The sequence below is a fragment of the Streptomyces sp. NPDC088261 genome (assembly GCF_044740805.1).
Lineage (GTDB): Bacteria > Actinomycetota > Actinomycetes > Streptomycetales > Streptomycetaceae > Streptomyces.
The window spans coordinates 604915-619630 of sequence record NZ_JBIURL010000002.1 but is presented as its reverse complement, the minus strand read 5'-3'; the positions used below and the strand labels follow the sequence as shown (position 1 = coordinate 619630).

Annotated in this window: 15 protein-coding genes; 11 read left to right on the top strand and 4 right to left on the bottom strand. The window is 72.0% G+C overall.

What is annotated here, in order from left to right:
* Positions 1–25: 25 nt before the first annotated feature.
* Positions 26–931: an AraC family transcriptional regulator N-terminal domain-containing protein gene (locus tag ACIODU_RS06580; RefSeq protein ID WP_401764631.1), complete on the bottom strand. Its 906-nt coding sequence runs from the start codon at positions 929–931 to the stop codon at positions 26–28.
* 156 nt (positions 932–1087) lie between these two features.
* On the opposite strand from ACIODU_RS06580, the gene ACIODU_RS06575 reads away from it, so the two are divergent.
* The gene (locus tag ACIODU_RS06575) at positions 1088–1405 is read left to right on the top strand and encodes a putative quinol monooxygenase (RefSeq protein ID WP_401764628.1); all 318 of its coding nucleotides are present in this window, start codon (positions 1088–1090) and stop codon (positions 1403–1405) included.
* Positions 1406–1448: 43 nt separating this feature from the next.
* Entirely contained in the window at positions 1449–2429 is a 981-nt protein-coding gene (locus ACIODU_RS06570; protein WP_401764626.1) for an alpha/beta hydrolase, read from the top strand.
* Between the two features lie 85 nt (positions 2430–2514).
* Here the strand turns inward: ACIODU_RS06570 and ACIODU_RS06565 are convergent, their stop codons facing one another.
* Complete coding sequence (locus tag ACIODU_RS06565; RefSeq protein ID WP_401764623.1) at positions 2515–3126, bottom strand: DinB family protein; 612 nt, start codon at positions 3124–3126, stop codon at positions 2515–2517.
* 45 nt (positions 3127–3171) lie between these two features.
* Positions 3172–3567: an arylamine N-acetyltransferase gene (locus tag ACIODU_RS06560; RefSeq protein WP_401764621.1), complete on the bottom strand. Its 396-nt coding sequence runs from the start codon at positions 3565–3567 to the stop codon at positions 3172–3174.
* A gap of 74 nt (positions 3568–3641) precedes the next feature.
* Between ACIODU_RS06560 and ACIODU_RS06555 the strand changes: the two genes are divergently transcribed.
* Entirely contained in the window at positions 3642–4433 is a 792-nt protein-coding gene (locus ACIODU_RS06555; protein ID WP_401764618.1) for an inositol monophosphatase family protein, read from the top strand.
* 57 nt (positions 4434–4490) lie between these two features.
* On the opposite strand, the gene ACIODU_RS06550 is transcribed toward ACIODU_RS06555, so the two are convergent.
* Positions 4491–4811: a hypothetical protein gene (locus tag ACIODU_RS06550; protein WP_356420411.1), complete on the bottom strand. Its 321-nt coding sequence runs from the start codon at positions 4809–4811 to the stop codon at positions 4491–4493.
* 240 nt (positions 4812–5051) lie between these two features.
* Between ACIODU_RS06550 and ACIODU_RS06545 the strand changes: the two genes are divergently transcribed.
* From ACIODU_RS06545 to ACIODU_RS06510, 8 genes are all read left to right on the top strand, one after another.
* Positions 5052–6191, top strand: coding sequence for a VOC family protein (locus tag ACIODU_RS06545; protein WP_401764615.1), 1140 nt, complete (start codon positions 5052–5054; stop codon positions 6189–6191).
* A complete protein-coding gene (locus tag ACIODU_RS06540; protein ID WP_401764613.1) occupies positions 6188–7138 on the top strand; it encodes a fumarylacetoacetate hydrolase family protein in 951 nt (316 codons plus the stop codon). The genes ACIODU_RS06545 and ACIODU_RS06540 overlap by 4 nt, the downstream gene beginning before the upstream one ends.
* Positions 7135–8841 (top strand): bifunctional 3-(3-hydroxy-phenyl)propionate/3-hydroxycinnamic acid hydroxylase, encoded by a 1707-nt coding sequence (locus tag ACIODU_RS06535; RefSeq protein ID WP_401764610.1) that lies wholly within the window; start codon positions 7135–7137, stop codon positions 8839–8841. Before ACIODU_RS06540 ends, ACIODU_RS06535 begins: the two co-directional genes overlap by 4 nt.
* A 34-nt stretch (positions 8842–8875) precedes the next feature.
* Positions 8876–10909: an acetoacetate--CoA ligase gene (locus tag ACIODU_RS06530; RefSeq protein ID WP_401764608.1), complete on the top strand. Its 2034-nt coding sequence runs from the start codon at positions 8876–8878 to the stop codon at positions 10907–10909.
* Positions 10906–11901, top strand: a complete 996-nt coding sequence (locus tag ACIODU_RS06525; RefSeq protein WP_401764604.1) for an amidohydrolase family protein — start codon at positions 10906–10908, stop codon at positions 11899–11901. The genes ACIODU_RS06530 and ACIODU_RS06525 overlap by 4 nt, the downstream gene beginning before the upstream one ends.
* Before the next feature lie 217 nt (positions 11902–12118).
* Positions 12119–12472: a PRC-barrel domain containing protein gene (locus ACIODU_RS06520; protein WP_356420023.1), complete on the top strand. Its 354-nt coding sequence runs from the start codon at positions 12119–12121 to the stop codon at positions 12470–12472.
* Positions 12473–12666: 194 nt separating this feature from the next.
* Positions 12667–13113, top strand: a complete 447-nt coding sequence (locus tag ACIODU_RS06515) for a MarR family winged helix-turn-helix transcriptional regulator (RefSeq protein ID WP_401764601.1) — start codon at positions 12667–12669, stop codon at positions 13111–13113.
* On the top strand, positions 13106–14593 hold the full coding sequence (locus tag ACIODU_RS06510) for an MFS transporter (RefSeq protein WP_401764599.1): 1488 nt from the start codon (positions 13106–13108) through the stop codon (positions 14591–14593). Before ACIODU_RS06515 ends, ACIODU_RS06510 begins: the two co-directional genes overlap by 8 nt.
* Positions 14594–14716 lie beyond the last annotated feature (123 nt).

The following is a 14716-nucleotide window of genomic DNA, read 5'->3' as shown; positions in this document are numbered from 1 at the left end:
ATTCGTCGGCTCCGATCACGCCCGGTCAGGGCAGCACGGCCGTGGCGGTACGGGCCGATCGGCGCAGGCGGGCGGCGTCCTGGCCGGGCGGGGCGCCGAACTGGCGCCGGTATTCCCGGCTGAACTGCGAGGAGTTGTCGTAACCGACACGCTGGCCCACCCCGGTGACATCGCCGGGGTGGGTGGCCAGCAGGATACGGGCCTCCTGAAGCCGGATCTGCTTCTGGAACTGGATGGGGCTCATCGCGGTCACCACCTGGAAGTTGCGGTAGAAGGCAGAGACGCTCATCCCCGCCATCCGTGCCACGTCCTCGACGCGGAACGGCTGCGCGTAGTGCTCCCGGATCCACCGCACCGCCCGCGCGACATGGCTGAGGCTGCTGTCGGCCAGGCCGAGTTGCCGGACGATGGCGCCCTGCTCGCCGGTGATCAGCCGCCACAGGATCTCGCGTTTGACGAGCGGTGCGAGCACCGCCCGGTCGCGGGGCTCGTCGATCAGGCGCACCAGCCGGATCACGGCATCGAGCAGCGGATCCGGAGCGTCACTGACGGCGATGGCAGGCAGCGCGCTCCCGCCACCGCGGGGGATGTCCCCCGGCCCCGCCCGCAACAGCAACTCGGCGACGGCGGCCGGCTCCAGTGCGAGCCCGAAGCCCACGGCCGGGTGCTCCGGGCTCGCGCCGACGAAGTGACCGGTGACCGGGAGGTCGACCGAGGTGACGAGGTACTGCCCCGCCCGGTAGTCGTAGACCCGCTCGCCCAGCGCGAGCCGTTTCCCGCCCTGGGCGACGACCGCCAGAACGGTGCCGGACATCGACAGCGCGGGCGGGTCCGACCGCTCGACCTTCGAGATGAGTACGCCGTCGACGGGCGTGGTCCAGTCGGGCCGCGCGTGCCGGAGCAGCAGGGTACGGAGCTGGTCGAGGTACATGCCTCCATTGCAGCACACCACCGGTCACGGGCTCCGGAGGAGGAGAGGATCGTGCAAGTGCCTGGGAGGATCGCTCTATCGTTTGCGCAGGTCAAGGCGATTCAATGGAGACACGAACTTCCCCCGCTCCTCCTCTCCCCGAAAGAAGGCCCTCCTGTGATCGCCACCTACGGATTCAACGCCACCCTGACCGCCAGGCCCGGAATGAGCGACGAGCTGGTCGACGTACTGCTGACCGGTCTGGACGAGGGCAACCCCGGCGCGAGCGAGCACTGCGTCGTCTACCTCGTCTCCCGCTCGGCGGCCGACCCCGACGTCGTACACGTCACCGAGGGGTGGACGAGCGAGGAGGACCACCACCGGGTCTTCGCGGGGGAGGCCGCGCAGGCCATCGTGGCGCGGATCGCGGGAATGCTGGCCGAGGAGTCCGCGTACACGGACTACGTACCGGTACGTGGCAAAGCCGCTTTCTGAACCCGCCGTCCGCCTCTGCCGACTCTTGGACAAGGAACCCACCATGACGCTCGCCCGTCCCGGCTTCGATCCCGAACTGCGCACTCTGATGGCCGACATGCCGCTCATGTCCGAGCTCACCCCGGAACTGCTGGCGCAGCTGCGCCAGTTCCCGCCGACACCGGTCGACGCACTCCTGGAAGGGCGGAAGGTCGAGCGACGCGAGGTCACCGTTTCCGGCGGGGACGGCGCGCACATTCCGCTGTCGGTCTTCTCCCCCGCTGTGACGGACCACTCCACGGCGACCGGCCCCTCGACCGGGGCGCCGTGTGTCTACTGGGTGCACGGCGGCGGGATGGTCATGGGAGACCGCTTCTCGCAGCTCGACATCCCGCTGGAGTGGCTGGACCTGTTCGGCGCGGTTGTCGTCTCCGTGGAATACCGGCTGGCGCCGGAGGCGACCGGCGCGACCCTCGTCGACGACTGTTACCAGGGCCTGCTCTGGATCGCCGAGCACGCCGACGAGCTGGGTGTGGATCCCGCCAGGATCGTCGTCGCGGGCGCCAGCGCCGGCGGGGGCCTCGCGGCCGGGCTCACGCTGATGGCCCGTGACCGGGGCGCCCCGGCGATCGCCGCCCAGATGCTGATCTACCCGATGCTCGACCACCGCAACGTCACGACGTCGAGCCGGCAGTACGCGGGTGAGCCTGGCGTCTGGACCCGTGAGATGAACGAGTTCGGGTGGCGGTCCGTTCTCGGCGGCCTCCCCGACGAGGACGTGCCGGGTTACGTCTCCCCTGCCCGCGCCCACCACCTGTCGGGCCTGCCGACCACGTACATCGACGCGGGGTCGGCCGAGGTCTTCCGCGACGAGGACGTCGACTACGCGACCCGGATCTGGGCGGCGGGCGGCCAGGCGGAACTCCACGTCTGGGCGGGCGGCTTCCACGGCTTCGACGCGCTGTACCCCCAGGCCCACGTCTCGACGGCGGCCCGCGGCTCACGCACCGACTGGCTGGGCCGCGTCCTGAACCGCGGGGTGTGAGGCAGCACGACGGAGAGGTGGATCCGCCGGCCGCGGCCGACACCGCAGCCGACACTGCGGCCGTGTCGCGGCGCGGGCGCGCGTTCTATGCGCTCTGACCGGCAGCCCCGGCAGCGGCCTCCCGCGCCGCGTGCTCCAGGCGGCCCCGGTACTCCTCCCACCACGCCTGGTCGCCCGGTGGCATGTTGTCGTTCCCCTCCGCCCTCCCGACGGCCCCGTCGATGAGTTCCCGGACGATGTCGGCATGGCCGGCGTGCCGGTGGGTCTCGGCGATCAGGTGCACCAGGACGCGGTGCAGGGTCACCTGGGCGCGCTCCTCCGGCCACCACGGGACATGCCCGATCGCGTCGAGCGGCAGCGCGGCGATCGTGGCGTCCGCGTGGCCCCACGCCTCCCGGTACAGCCCCACGATCTGTTCGCGCGACTCGTCCGCGGTGGCGTACATGTCCGCGCCCGGCTCGGCTCCCTCCCCGTACCAGGACGGCGGCTCGTCGAAGAACGGCCGGCCGAACGTCTCGCCGAAGTACCCCAGCTCCACCGCGGCGACGTGCTTGACGAGCCCCAGCAGGTTCGTTCCCGTCGGAGTCAGCGGGCGGCGGACGTCGTACTCGGACAGCCCGTCGAGCTTCCACAGCAGGGCGTCGCGCGCGGCTTGCAGATAACGGAGAAGGTCGTCTTTGACTGTCGCATCGGTCATGCCGGAATTGTTCCACCCAGCACTGACAACGGTCCGGCGGACTGCCTACCGGCCGCCCGGCGCGGCGACACGCTGGAACTCGACCACCCGCTCCGCGTCCGCCGCGTCCAGGACGATGCCGAATTCGGTGCGCAGCACCGCGGGCACCTCCTCGGCCGCGACGCGCCGCTTCCGGTGCCGGCCATCCGGCTCCTCCGTCGTCAGCTCGTCCCCGATGAGCTGGAGCCGACGCCCCGTCCCGGGTCTCTGTGCGACGAGCCGGCCGGTGAAGGGCGACCGGGGGTGGGTCGAGATGTACTGGTTGCAGACCGTGAAGTCGACGGGGAAGACGGGCGTCGTGTTGAACCCGTACAGGTCGATCGGCTTGCCGTCACTGTCCAGTGACGGGGCGGGCGCCGTGCGCGGAAATGACGCACAGCGACGGTGACCATTGTTGACCAAGAGGTGATTGTTCGTCAGGACACCACCACCTTTGGGGATTTGGCCGCCCCCCTCCGCTCGATAGGCTGCACGGCGTGAGCAACTCGTACGCACGGTCCGGGGACGCGGACATCGCGATAGCGGGCGCACGCGCCGGCGCGGCCGTGGTCCGTGACCTGTACGGCCTGCGGCCGGCCCGTATCGACAAGGGAGGCGGGGACTTCGCCACCACCGCCGACGTCGAGGCCGAGGAGGCGATCCTCGGCGTCATCCGCGCCGGGCGGCCCGGCGACGCGGTGCTTGGCGAGGAAGGCGGGCACCGGGGCGCCGCCGACGCCGAGCGCCAGTGGCTGGTGGACCCCCTGTGCGGCACGCTCAACTACGCCGCCGGCTCGATGCTCGTGGCCGTCAACGTGGCGCTGCGCGCGGGGGCGGCGGCGGTGGCCGACCCGTTCAGCGGTGAGGTCTTCTTCACCGACGGGGAGACCGCCTGGGTACGGCACGAAGGCGCCGGCGACGTACGGCTGGCCCCCACGCCCGACACCCGGCTGGTGGACGTCAATCTGGATCCGCCGTTTCCGGCCGCGCCGGGATTCCGGGCCGTGGATCTCCTGGCCCGCCCCGAGTTCGCCGAACGCTTCCGGCCGCGCGTTGTCTCCACGACCCTGGCCCTGGCCTGGGTCGCGGCCGGCCGGCGCGCCGCGTACGTCACCGACGGAGGCGACCTCTCGCAGAACGTGCACTTCGCCGCCGGCATCGCGTTGTGCCGGGCCGCGGGCTGTGTCGTCAGCGGGATCGACGGCGCCCCGATGGGCGAGGGACACGGGCTGGTGGCAGCCGCCGACGACGAGACCCATGAGCTGCTGATGTCGATGATCCACACGTGATCCGCGGGTGATCCGCGCGTGATCCGCTCCAGGGCGCGGAAATCGGTCGCGGCTCTCCTACACGGGGTCGGGACCGTCGAGGAAACGGAGCAGCACCGCGGCCTCCGCACGGAGCCGCGCCGCCCGGTCGGCGTGCGCGGGCGCGGTCAACTGCGTTGCCGCCGCCAGCCGTTCGGCCGCCTCCGCACGTACGATCTCCACCACACCGTCCTCGCTCAGCTCCTGCCGCGCCGCCTCCGTGGCACCGGCGCCGGACGGGGACTCCTCAAGGGCGACGCCCCGGAGCTGGGCCTCGCCCACCGGCACCGCCTCCGCGTTGTCCAGCGCGCCGAGCGTCGCGCGAAGAGCACTCACCGCGGCCTTGTCGCGGGCGCGCATCGCTTCCGGCAGTGCTTGACGCATACGAAGTCGTAGAGACATGCCGGTGACCCTATGGCGGCGCCCCTGAACCCACCAAACGCGATGTCCGCAGGGGCAGGACGCTGACGTCACCCTGCCGCGGCCGCGCCGCTGGCACACTTCTGATGAATCGATCACATTCGCCAGCCACACCCCTTGACGTGGGAATCTTCAGAGTTGATAGTTTCATCATCAAGGCAATGCCGCTCGGAGGTCGCGATGTCCAGAACGCCCACCCACGGTCCCAGAACCGCCCACCAGGACCTCCACAGCGAGGACGGCGCACGGCGCGGCGAGCACCAGGGGCGGGCCCGCAACCCCGTGATCAAGGTCGCCGACCTGGCCTGGCTGGAGTTCCAGAAGCCGGATCTGGACCGGGCCGAGGTCTTCGCCCGCGACTTCGGGTTCGCGACCGCGGCCCGTACGGAACAGGCGCTCTGGCTGCGCGGCACCTTCGCCGGCTCCCCGTGCATGGTGATCCGGCGCGGGCGCGCGTCACGCTTCATCGGCCCGGTGTTCCGCGCCGCGGAACGCGCGGACCTGGACCGGCTCGCCCGCGTCACCGGCTCCGCCGTACGTGACTCCGACGCGCCGACCGGCGGGCAGTGTGTCGACCTGCTCGACCCCTCCGGCTTCTCGGTCCGGGTGGCGCACTCCGCCGAAACGCTGGCGGGCCTGCCCGGCCGGCCGGCACTCACCCTCAACTTCGGTACGGACCACCGCCGCGTCAACGCCACCCAGCGCCCGCCGCGCGAGCCGTCGCGCATCCAGCGCCTGGGGCACGTGGTTCTGGAGACGCGGGTGTTCGCCCGGGCCCTGAACTGGTATCTCGACACCCTCGGCATGATCGTCAGCGACTTCCTCTTCCTCGACGGACAGCGCGAGCGGGGTCCGACGATGGCGTTCGTCCGCTGCGACCGGGGAAGCGAGCCGGCCGACCACCACACGCTCGCCATGCACCTGGGTCCCGGTACGGGGTACGTGCACTCCGCCTACCAGGTCACCGACCTGGACACGCTCGCGGCCGGGGGCGAGTACCTGGCCGAGCGCGGCTACCGGCGCAGCTGGGGCATCGGGCGGCACGTCCAGGGCAGCCAGATCTTCGACTACTGGCGCGACCCCGACCACTTCATGCTCGAACACTTCGCCGACGGCGACCTGTTCTCCCACGACGTCGAGCCGGGCTGGGCCCCGATGTCGGCGAGCGGGCTGGCCCAGTGGGGGCCGCCCGCCACCCGGGACTTCCTCGGAGCCGCCCCGTCCCCGGCCCGGCTGCGCGACCTCTGCGCCGCGCTGCGCGGCGACACCGAAATCGATCCCGCCCGCCTGGCGGGTCTGCTGAAAGCGATGAACTCATGAGCACCAACGTCCTGCGCACCGCCGAGGGTTGGTGGGTGGTACGAGACGACCGCGCCGTACCCGTCGCCACCGGGGCCGTCACCACGGCCGAGCTGATCGCGGACCGCGACGCCGTCACCGGGGCCGTACGGGAGGCCGCCGCCTCTCCCGGGGCGGGCACGCCGATCGGCGAACTGGCGGTGCTGCCGCCCGTCACCGTGCCCTGCCGTGTGGTCGCACAGATGGTCAACTACCACAGCCACGCCCGCGATTCGGGCTTCACCGGAGACATCCCGCCCGCCTTCTTCCGCAAGGCGTCGGGCTCCATCAGCGGCCCTCACGACAGCGTCGTACGGCCCCCGCACGTGCGGCTGCTGGACTACGAGATCGAACTCGGCCTGGTCATGGGGGCACGGCTGCCGGTCGGCGCCGTCGTGGGCGACGGGGATCTGCCCTCGTACGTCGCGGGAGTTGTCGTCACCAACGACGTCAGCGCGCGTGATGTGCAGCTGAGCAAGACGCAGTTCTACGAGAGCAAGTCGTATCCGACGTTCACCCCGACCGGACCGTTCCTGACGCTGCTCGACCCGGACGACTTCGCCCATCTCCTCGACCTGCGGCTGCGGTTGTCGGTCAACGGCGACCTGCGGCAGGACCGCACGGTGGCCGACATGATCGTCCGCCCCGCCGAGGCGCTGACCCTGCTGGCGCGCTTCCAGACGCTGGCCCCCGGCGACCTGCTGCTGACCGGCACGCCCGGGGGTACGGCCCTCAAGGCCCCGCCCAAGGCGGTCGAGAAGATCGGTGCGCTGCTGCCGCCCGCCATGAAGTGGAAGGCTTTCTTCAGGAGCCAGGCCCGCAATCCGCGCTATCTGCGCGAGGGAGACCTGATCACGGCGAGCATCGCGACGGCGAACGGGCGGCTCGACCTCGGGGAGCAGCGCACCTCGGTGGTCGACGCGCGATGAGCCTCAACGAGCCGCGTACGGCGGGCGAGTCGACGGACGACGTGGCGAGCAAGGTTCCTGTGTCGGCGGACGGCGTTCCCGTGGTGATCGTCGGCGCCGGGCCCGTGGGTGTCACGGCCGCCCTGCTGCTCGCCCGGCACGGAGTCCGCAGCGTCCTCCTGGAGCGTCACACCGCCGTCTATCCCCTGCCGCGTGCCGTCGCCACGGACGACGAGGTCCGCCGTATCCTCCAAGCCGCCGGTGTGGAGGCCGAGTTCGCCTCGATCGCCCGCCCGGCGCACGGGCTCAGGCTCCTGGACGCCCGCCATCGGGTGATCGCGGAGTTCCCCCGTACCGCGGAGGGGTCGCACGGATTCCCGGAGACCAGCATGTTCGACCAGCCGGAGCTGGAGGGCCTGTTGCGTGCCGCCCTCGCCCGCAGCGCCGCGTGCGAGCTGCGCGAGGGGGTGGAGGTGCTCGACGTGACGCAGGAGGGCGACGGCCCCGCCCGGGTGTCCTACCGGGCGGCCGGGGGCGACGGGGAGGTCCACTCCTTGCGGGCGAGCGCCGTCCTCGGCTGCGACGGCGCGAACAGTCTCGTGCGCCGGGCCATAGGCGCACGCTGGGAGGATCTGCGCTTCGAGGAGGAGTGGACGGCCATCGACGTGCGCACCAGCGCACCCGTGCGCACCTGGGGCGGTGTGGACCAGGTGTGCGATCCGCACCGGCCCGCCACCTTCATGCGGATCGGCGAGGACCGCTACCGGTGGGAGTTCCGCCTGGGCCGGGACGAGGGCCTGGACGGCGAGCAGGGCCGGGAACGGCTCCGGCGCCTGGTCGCCCCCTGGATCGACCTCGCCACGGCCGGCGACTTCGAGATCCGGCGACAGGCGCGCTACACGTTCCGGGCCCGGATCGCGGACCGCTGGCGCCGGGGCCGTCTCTTCGTCCTCGGCGACGCCGCGCACCTGACGCCTCCGTTTGTCGGCCAGGGCCTCTGCGCCGGACTGCGCGACGCCCACAACCTCGCCTGGAAGCTCGCGCGGGTGCTCAACGAGGGCGCGGACGACGCCCTGTTGGACACCTACCAGCTCGAACGCAAACCGCACGCGAGACACGTGATCCGTCTCGCCGTCGCCACGGGCTGGGCGATGACGGGAGGGCAGGACGCGGCGGCCGCCGCACGCCGCGCCCTGGTCGGCGCCGCCGCCCGTGTCCCGGGCCTGGCCAAGGCCGCGGGCCGCGACCTCAGCCCGGCCCTCGCCCCGGGGCCGCTGATCCACCCGCGTACGCGGGTGCCCGGTCGCCGGCGCGAGCTGGCGGGCACCCACTGCCCCCAGCCGTGGGTCCGGTTCAAGGGCCGGCGCGTCCGCCTGGACGACGTCCTCGGAACCTCCTGGGCCGTCCTGACCGCCACGCCGTTGTCCCCCGCCGCGCACGCCGTGGCGCGGGGCATGGGCGCCCGGGTCGTCCACGTGCAGGACACCGGTGACGCGGCGGCCGTCCTCGCCGCCTGGCTGCGGGGCGGCGGGGCGGACGCGGCGCTGGTCCGCCCCGACCGGGTGGTCCTGGACACCGTGCCGGCCGGAGGAGACGGCTTCGCCCACTCCCGCCGCTGGGCCCGCCTGTTGTGCACCACCCGCCGTCCCGAGCCGTCGGCGCGTCACGCCGGTGCCCAGGACTCCGCGTCCGCCCCACTGATCCCGCTGATTCCGGCCCCTTGAGCGATTCCGCCCCCCCGATGAGAAAGACGACAGCATGACAAAACCCGACACTCCCCCACCGCCGGAGCCGTTCTGGACCCCGGACCCCGCGGACACCCCGGACAGCCGCATCGTCGACTTCGGCCGCTGGGCCGCCGCCCGCTACCCGGGTCTCGACCGGGCCGGCGACCCCGCCGACTACGACGTGCTGCACCGCTGGTCCGTCACCGAACTCGAAGAGTTCTGGGGCGCCGTGTGGGAGTACTTCGACGTCGACTCCCCGACCCCCTACGAGACCGTACTGGCCGAGGAGCTGATGCCCGGCGCGCGCTGGTTCCCCGGCGCGACCCTGAACTACACGCACCACGCGCTGCGTCACCTGCGGGACGACGAGCCCGCGCTCCTCGCGCTGGACGAGACCGGGGCGGGGTACGACGTCCTGGGGGGTGAACTCCGGGCCCAGGTCGCCGCGATCGCTGCCACCCTGCGGGACCTGGGCGTCGGCGCCGGGGACACGGTGGCGGGCTACCTGCCCCACACCCCGCACGCCATCGTCGCGTTCCTCGCCGCGGCCAGCCTCGGGGCCGTGTGGTCGGTCTGCGGTCAGGATTACGCCCCCGAGGCCGCCGCCGACCGTTTCGCCCAACTCCGGCCCACCGTGCTGTTCGCCGCGGACGGCTACCTCTTCAACGGTACGGTCCACGACCGCCGTGACGCGGCCCTGGAGCTGGCCGGCCGCCTGCCCACGCTCACGGCCGTGGTGCTGGTCGACCACGCGGGTCCGGGGTGGTCCGACGACCGGCGTTCCGTCCGCACGGTGCGGTGGGACGACGCGGTCGCCCGCACCGGGGAACTGGTCTGCACGCCCGTGCCCTTCGACCACCCCCTGTGGGTGGTGTTCTCCTCGGGAACGACGGGGCTTCCCAAGGGAATCGTCCACGGCCACGGCGGCGTCCTGCTCGAACACCTCAAGACACTGGGCCTCCACTCCGACCTGGGACCGGCCGATCGTCTCCTCTGGTACACCACCACCCACTGGATGATGTGGAACCTCGTCGTCTCGACGCTGCTGACCGGCGCGACCGCCTGTACGTACGACGGCAGCCCCGCCCCCTTCGCCCGCCCGGACGTCCTGTGGGACCTCGCCGCCCGCCACCGCGTGACCATTTTCGGCACCAGTCCCCCATACCTGCTCGGCATGGCCAAGTTCGGCATCGACCCGTCGGTGCACGACCTGTCCGCGATCCGTGCCGTCGGCTGCACGGGATCCACCCTGCCGGCCTCGGCCTACCCATGGGTCGGTGAGCATGTCGGCAAGAGGGTCCAACTCGCCTCCACCAGCGGCGGAACCGACGTGGTGTCGGGCTTCGCGGGGAGCGCCGCCACCACACCGGTCTGGGCCGGCGAACTGTCCGCCCCGCACCTCGGTGTCGCGCTGGCGGCCTACTCCCCCGACGGGAGGCCGGTCGTGGACCAGGTGGGGGAGCTGGTGGTGACCCGCCCGATGCCGTCCATGCCGCTGTACTTCTGGAACGACCCCGGTGGCGTCCGCTACCGGGACGCGTACTTCGCCACGTACCCCGGCGTCTGGCGGCACGGCGACTGGATCACCCTCACCTCCCGCGGCTCGGTCATCGTGCACGGCCGCTCCGACTCCACCCTCAACCGCAACGGCGTCCGGCTCGGCAGCGCCGACATCCACGACGCGGTCGAGCGACTGCCCGAGATCGCCGAGTCGCTGGTGATCGGCGCGGAGGAGCCGGACGGCGGGTACTGGATGCCGCTGTTCGTGGTCCTCGCGGAGGGTGCCGTGCTCGACGACGTCCTGCGCGACCGCGTCCGGGACGCCATCCGTACGGGCGCGTCGCCCCGCCACGTCCCCGACGAGGTCCTCGCCGTCCCGGGGATCCCGCACACCCGCACCGGCAAGAAGCTCGAAGTGCCGGTCAAGCGCCTGCTCCAGGGCGCTTCCGCCGGGGACGTGGTCAGCCCGGCGGCCGTGGACCGCCCCGAACTCATCGCTTTCTACGCGCGGTTGGGGGCCGACCGCGCGCGTGCCAGGACCACCGGAACGGGGGACGGCCGATGACACCGCCCCCTGACGCCGCGCCCACCCGTCCGCCGCTGCACGGCGCCATCGATGTGCACGCGCACTTCATCACCCCCCGGCTGAGGGCCGCGATGGAGGCGGCCGGTCACGGACAGCCCGACGGGATGCCCGCCATCCCGGACTGGAACCCCGAGTCGGCGCTCGCCCTGATGGACCGCACCGGCGTCGCGGCGGCCGTCCTGTCGGTCTCCTCACCGGGAATCGGCTTCGGCGACCCCGCCGGGATCCGCGAGCTGGCGCGAACCGTCAACGAGGAAGGCGCCGTTGTCGTCCGTACGTACCCGGGCCGATTCGGGCTGCTGGCTTCCCTGCCGCTGCCGGACGTCTCCGACGCGCTGCGGGAGACGCATCACGCCTTCGACACACTGCACGCCGACGGTGTCGTCCTGCACACCCACTACGCGGGCCGCTATCTCGGCGATGCCCGGTACGACCCGCTGATGGCCGAACTGGACCGGCGGGCCGCCGTCGTCCTCCTGCACCCGACGTCACCGCCGCACGCCGAGGCGACGAGCCTGGGATGGCCCCGGCCGATGCTGGAGTTCCCGTTCGAGACCACGCGCGCCGTGACCCACCTGATCCTGCGCGGCGTACGGGACCGTTTCCCCGCCATCCGGTTCATCGTCCCGCACGCCGGTGCCGTACTGCCGTCGGTCGCGGACCGGCTCTCCGTCTTCGCCCTGGGCGTCGGAGCCGAGTCGACCGACGTCTTCGGAGCCCTGCGCGGGTTCTACTACGACGTCGCGGGCTTCGCCCTCCCCCGGTTGCTCCCCTCGCTGCTCACCCTGGCGGACGCCGACCGTCTCCTCTACGGCAGCGACTTCCCCTTCACTCCCGGCTGGGTGGCGGAGGGCCTGGCCGCCACCCTCGCCGGCAGCGGCGTCCTCACGCCGGAGCAGCAGGCGCTGATGCAGCGGGAGACGGCGGCCGCGCTCTTCCCGCGTGTGGCGTCCGCACTCCCGGGGGCCTGACACAGGACTCCCCCGGGGGCTGACAGGGGACTCCCCGGGGCCTGACACGGGCCAATGCCGGCCGCATTCTGCCCGCCTTTCCCTCGGGAAAACCTGCTCTTTTCCGAGGCGTTCCCAGGTGTGGGACCGACAGACCCGGGCACCCGCATTTCTGAGAGGCGGTCACCGAACATGATGACGCTCTCGCAGGAATACGCCGTCGAACGAGGAGCCTTTTATGAGCGACAACATGTGGGGATACCAGCCGACGGCCGGTCACACCGCGGGCAACACCCTGACCGGTTACAAGGTCGAGGCGAGCGACGGAAGCATCGGGAAGGTCGACAAGCACTCCGACGAGGTCGGCTCGTCGTACCTGGTGGTCGACACCGGTGTCTGGATCTTTGGCAAGCACGTGCTGCTGCCGGCCAGCACCGTCACGCGGGTCGACACCGCGGAGGAGACCATTTACGTCGACCGGACGAAGGCGGAGATCAAGGACGCCCCCGAGTTCGACAAGGACAAGCACCTCGGCGATGCCGATTACCACGAGCAGGTGGGCGGGCACTACGGAAAGCACCGCCGCATCTGACCACGACAGCTCCCGACGGGGGCCGGCCGGAGCGTAATTCGCTCCGGCCGGCCCCCGTCGTCGTTCCTGGCCAGGAATGCGTTCGACAGAAAAGACCGCGTTCAGAATTCAGGCGCGAAAGCGGGCGGGCCCTTCTGCGCGAACCGCGCAGGCAAGACTGTACACCTCACCCTGCATATTCTAGTGTAGGGTACATGAATGAGAGTCCGCGCCTGTACCCCTCGGCGGTCCAGGCCTCGCGCGAGGTCCGTACGGTCATCGGCCGCCTGCGGCGCCGCATCCTCAACGCCGCCGAGGCCGAGGACATCACCTTCGCGCAGGCGTCCGTCCTGAGCCGTCTCTCCGACGAGCAGGGCGTCACCGCCAGCGCGCTCGCCGCGGCCGAGGGCGTACGCCACCAGTCGATGACCTCGACGGTCGCGTCCCTGGCCGCTCTGGGGCTGGTGGTACGGCGGCCCGACCCGGACGACGGGCGCAGGCTGCTCATCGCGCTCACCGCGGAGGGGCACCGGCGGGTGGCGGAGGGGCGGCAGGCCCGGCAGGAGTGGCTCGCCACGGAGTTGCAGGAGAGGTGCACGGAGGAGGAACGGCGTGCGGTGATCGGCGCCATGGCCGTACTGGAGCGGCTGACCCATGGCTGACCAGCAGACGGCGGGCCGCGGCAGGACCGCGCCGGCGGGCTTCGACCGGCGGCTGCTGCCGCCGATGATGCTGGGCTCGGTCCTCAACCCGATCAACTCGACGATCATCGCCGTCACACTCATCCCCATCGGCGACGCCCTGGGCGCGCCGCCCGCGCGGACCGCGTGGCTGGTCTCGGCCCTCTACCTGGCCACCGCCCTCGGACAGCCCGTCGTGGGGCGGCTCATCGATATCTTCGGACCGCGCAGGCTCTTCCTCGTCAGTACGAGCCTGGTCGGGATCGCCGGGGTGATCGGCACCCTGGCGCCGGACCTCGGGGTGCTGATCGCCTCGCGGGTCCTGCTCGGCTTCGGCACCTGCGCCGGGTATCCCGCCGCGATGGCGCTGCTGCGCAGCGAGTCCCGGCGCACCGGGCGGGACAGTCCGGGCGGGGTACTGACCGCGCTGGCCGTCGCCAACCAGACCATCGCCGTGATCGGCCCGCTGCTGGGCGGCCTGCTGGTGGGTCTGGGGGGTTGGCGCGCCACCTTCGCGCTGAACGTACCGCTGGCCGCCGCGGCCGTGCTGCTGGGGCTGCTCCGGCTGCCCAAGGAGACCGGAACGGGAGGCTTCCCCGACGCCGGTACGGAGGACTCCCCGGCGGCGGGCACCGAACGCTCCCCCGCGCCCACCACCACGCTGCCCCCGGGCCGGGCCGGACGCCTCGCCGCCCGGCTCGACCTGCCCGGCATGGCGCTGTTCGCCGCGATGCTCGTCTCGCTGCTGCTGTTCCTGATGAACCTGCACCTGCGCGACTGGTACCTGCTGGCGATCGCCGCCGCCGCGAGCGCCGCGTTCGGCGCCCGGGAGCTGCGGGCCGCCACGCCGTTCATCGATCTGCGGGTGCTGGGCGGCAACACGCCCCTGCTGATCACGTACGGGCGCGCGCTGGTCGCGTACGTCGTGTCCTACTCGTTCCTCTACGGGTTCACGCAGTGGACGGAGGAGGGCTTCGGGCTCTCGCCCTTCCACGCCGGGCTGGTGCAGATCCCCATGTTCCTGGTGGCCATCGGCGTCTCGATCGTCTCGGGGCGGCGCGAGGGCGTCCGCGCCAAACTGCTCGTCGGCGGCCTCGGGCAGGTGGCCGCCTGCCTGGTGATGCTGACGCTCACCGGGGCCGGCCCGGTGTGGATGCTGATACTCGTGGCCGTGATCTTCGGCCTGCCCCAGGGGCTGAACAACCTGGCCCTCCAGAACTCCGTCTACTTCCAGGCCGACCCGGAGCGCACCGCCTCCTCGGCGGGCCTGCTGCGTACCTTCGCGTACGTCGGCTCGATGGTCGCCTCCTCCACGACGGCCGCGTCCTTCGGGCAGCGCGCGGGCACCGGCGGCATGCACCACCTCGCCTGGATCATGCTCGGCGCGGCCGTGCTCTACCTCCTCCTGACGGTCTTCGACCGGGCGCTGGGCCGCGCTCTCCCTCCCGCCCAGGCGAACTGACGTTCACAACATGCCCACGATCGGGCCGTGACGAGACCGGATCCGGCGCGTTTCCAGAGCACCAGTGCCACACCGACGCCCAGACGGAGGACACCCGGCCGCATGACCGAGCCCACCGAGAAA

Bases quoted from the DNA above. Each gene is read 5' to 3' on its own strand.
- ACIODU_RS06530 (WP_401764608.1), top strand. From the start codon at position 8,876: ATGACAAAACCCGACACTCCCCCACCGCCGGAGCCGTTCTGGACCCCG.
- ACIODU_RS06540 (WP_401764613.1), top strand. From the start codon at position 6,188: ATGAGCACCAACGTCCTGCGCACCGCCGAGGGTTGGTGGGTGGTACGA.
- ACIODU_RS06580 (WP_401764631.1), bottom strand. From the start codon at position 931: ATGTACCTCGACCAGCTCCGTACCCTGCTGCTCCGGCACGCGCGGCCC.
- ACIODU_RS06510 (WP_401764599.1), top strand. From the start codon at position 13,106: ATGGCTGACCAGCAGACGGCGGGCCGCGGCAGGACCGCGCCGGCGGGC.
- ACIODU_RS06550 (WP_356420411.1), bottom strand. From the start codon at position 4,811: ATGCGCGCCCGCGACAAGGCCGCGGTGAGTGCTCTTCGCGCGACGCTC.
- ACIODU_RS06515 (WP_401764601.1), top strand. From the start codon at position 12,667: ATGAATGAGAGTCCGCGCCTGTACCCCTCGGCGGTCCAGGCCTCGCGC.
- ACIODU_RS06525 (WP_401764604.1), top strand. From the start codon at position 10,906: ATGACACCGCCCCCTGACGCCGCGCCCACCCGTCCGCCGCTGCACGGC.
- ACIODU_RS06520 (WP_356420023.1), top strand. From the start codon at position 12,119: ATGAGCGACAACATGTGGGGATACCAGCCGACGGCCGGTCACACCGCG.
- ACIODU_RS06535 (WP_401764610.1), top strand. From the start codon at position 7,135: ATGAGCCTCAACGAGCCGCGTACGGCGGGCGAGTCGACGGACGACGTG.
- ACIODU_RS06570 (WP_401764626.1), top strand. From the start codon at position 1,449: ATGACGCTCGCCCGTCCCGGCTTCGATCCCGAACTGCGCACTCTGATG.
- ACIODU_RS06565 (WP_401764623.1), bottom strand. From the start codon at position 3,126: ATGACCGATGCGACAGTCAAAGACGACCTTCTCCGTTATCTGCAAGCC.
- ACIODU_RS06545 (WP_401764615.1), top strand. From the start codon at position 5,052: ATGTCCAGAACGCCCACCCACGGTCCCAGAACCGCCCACCAGGACCTC.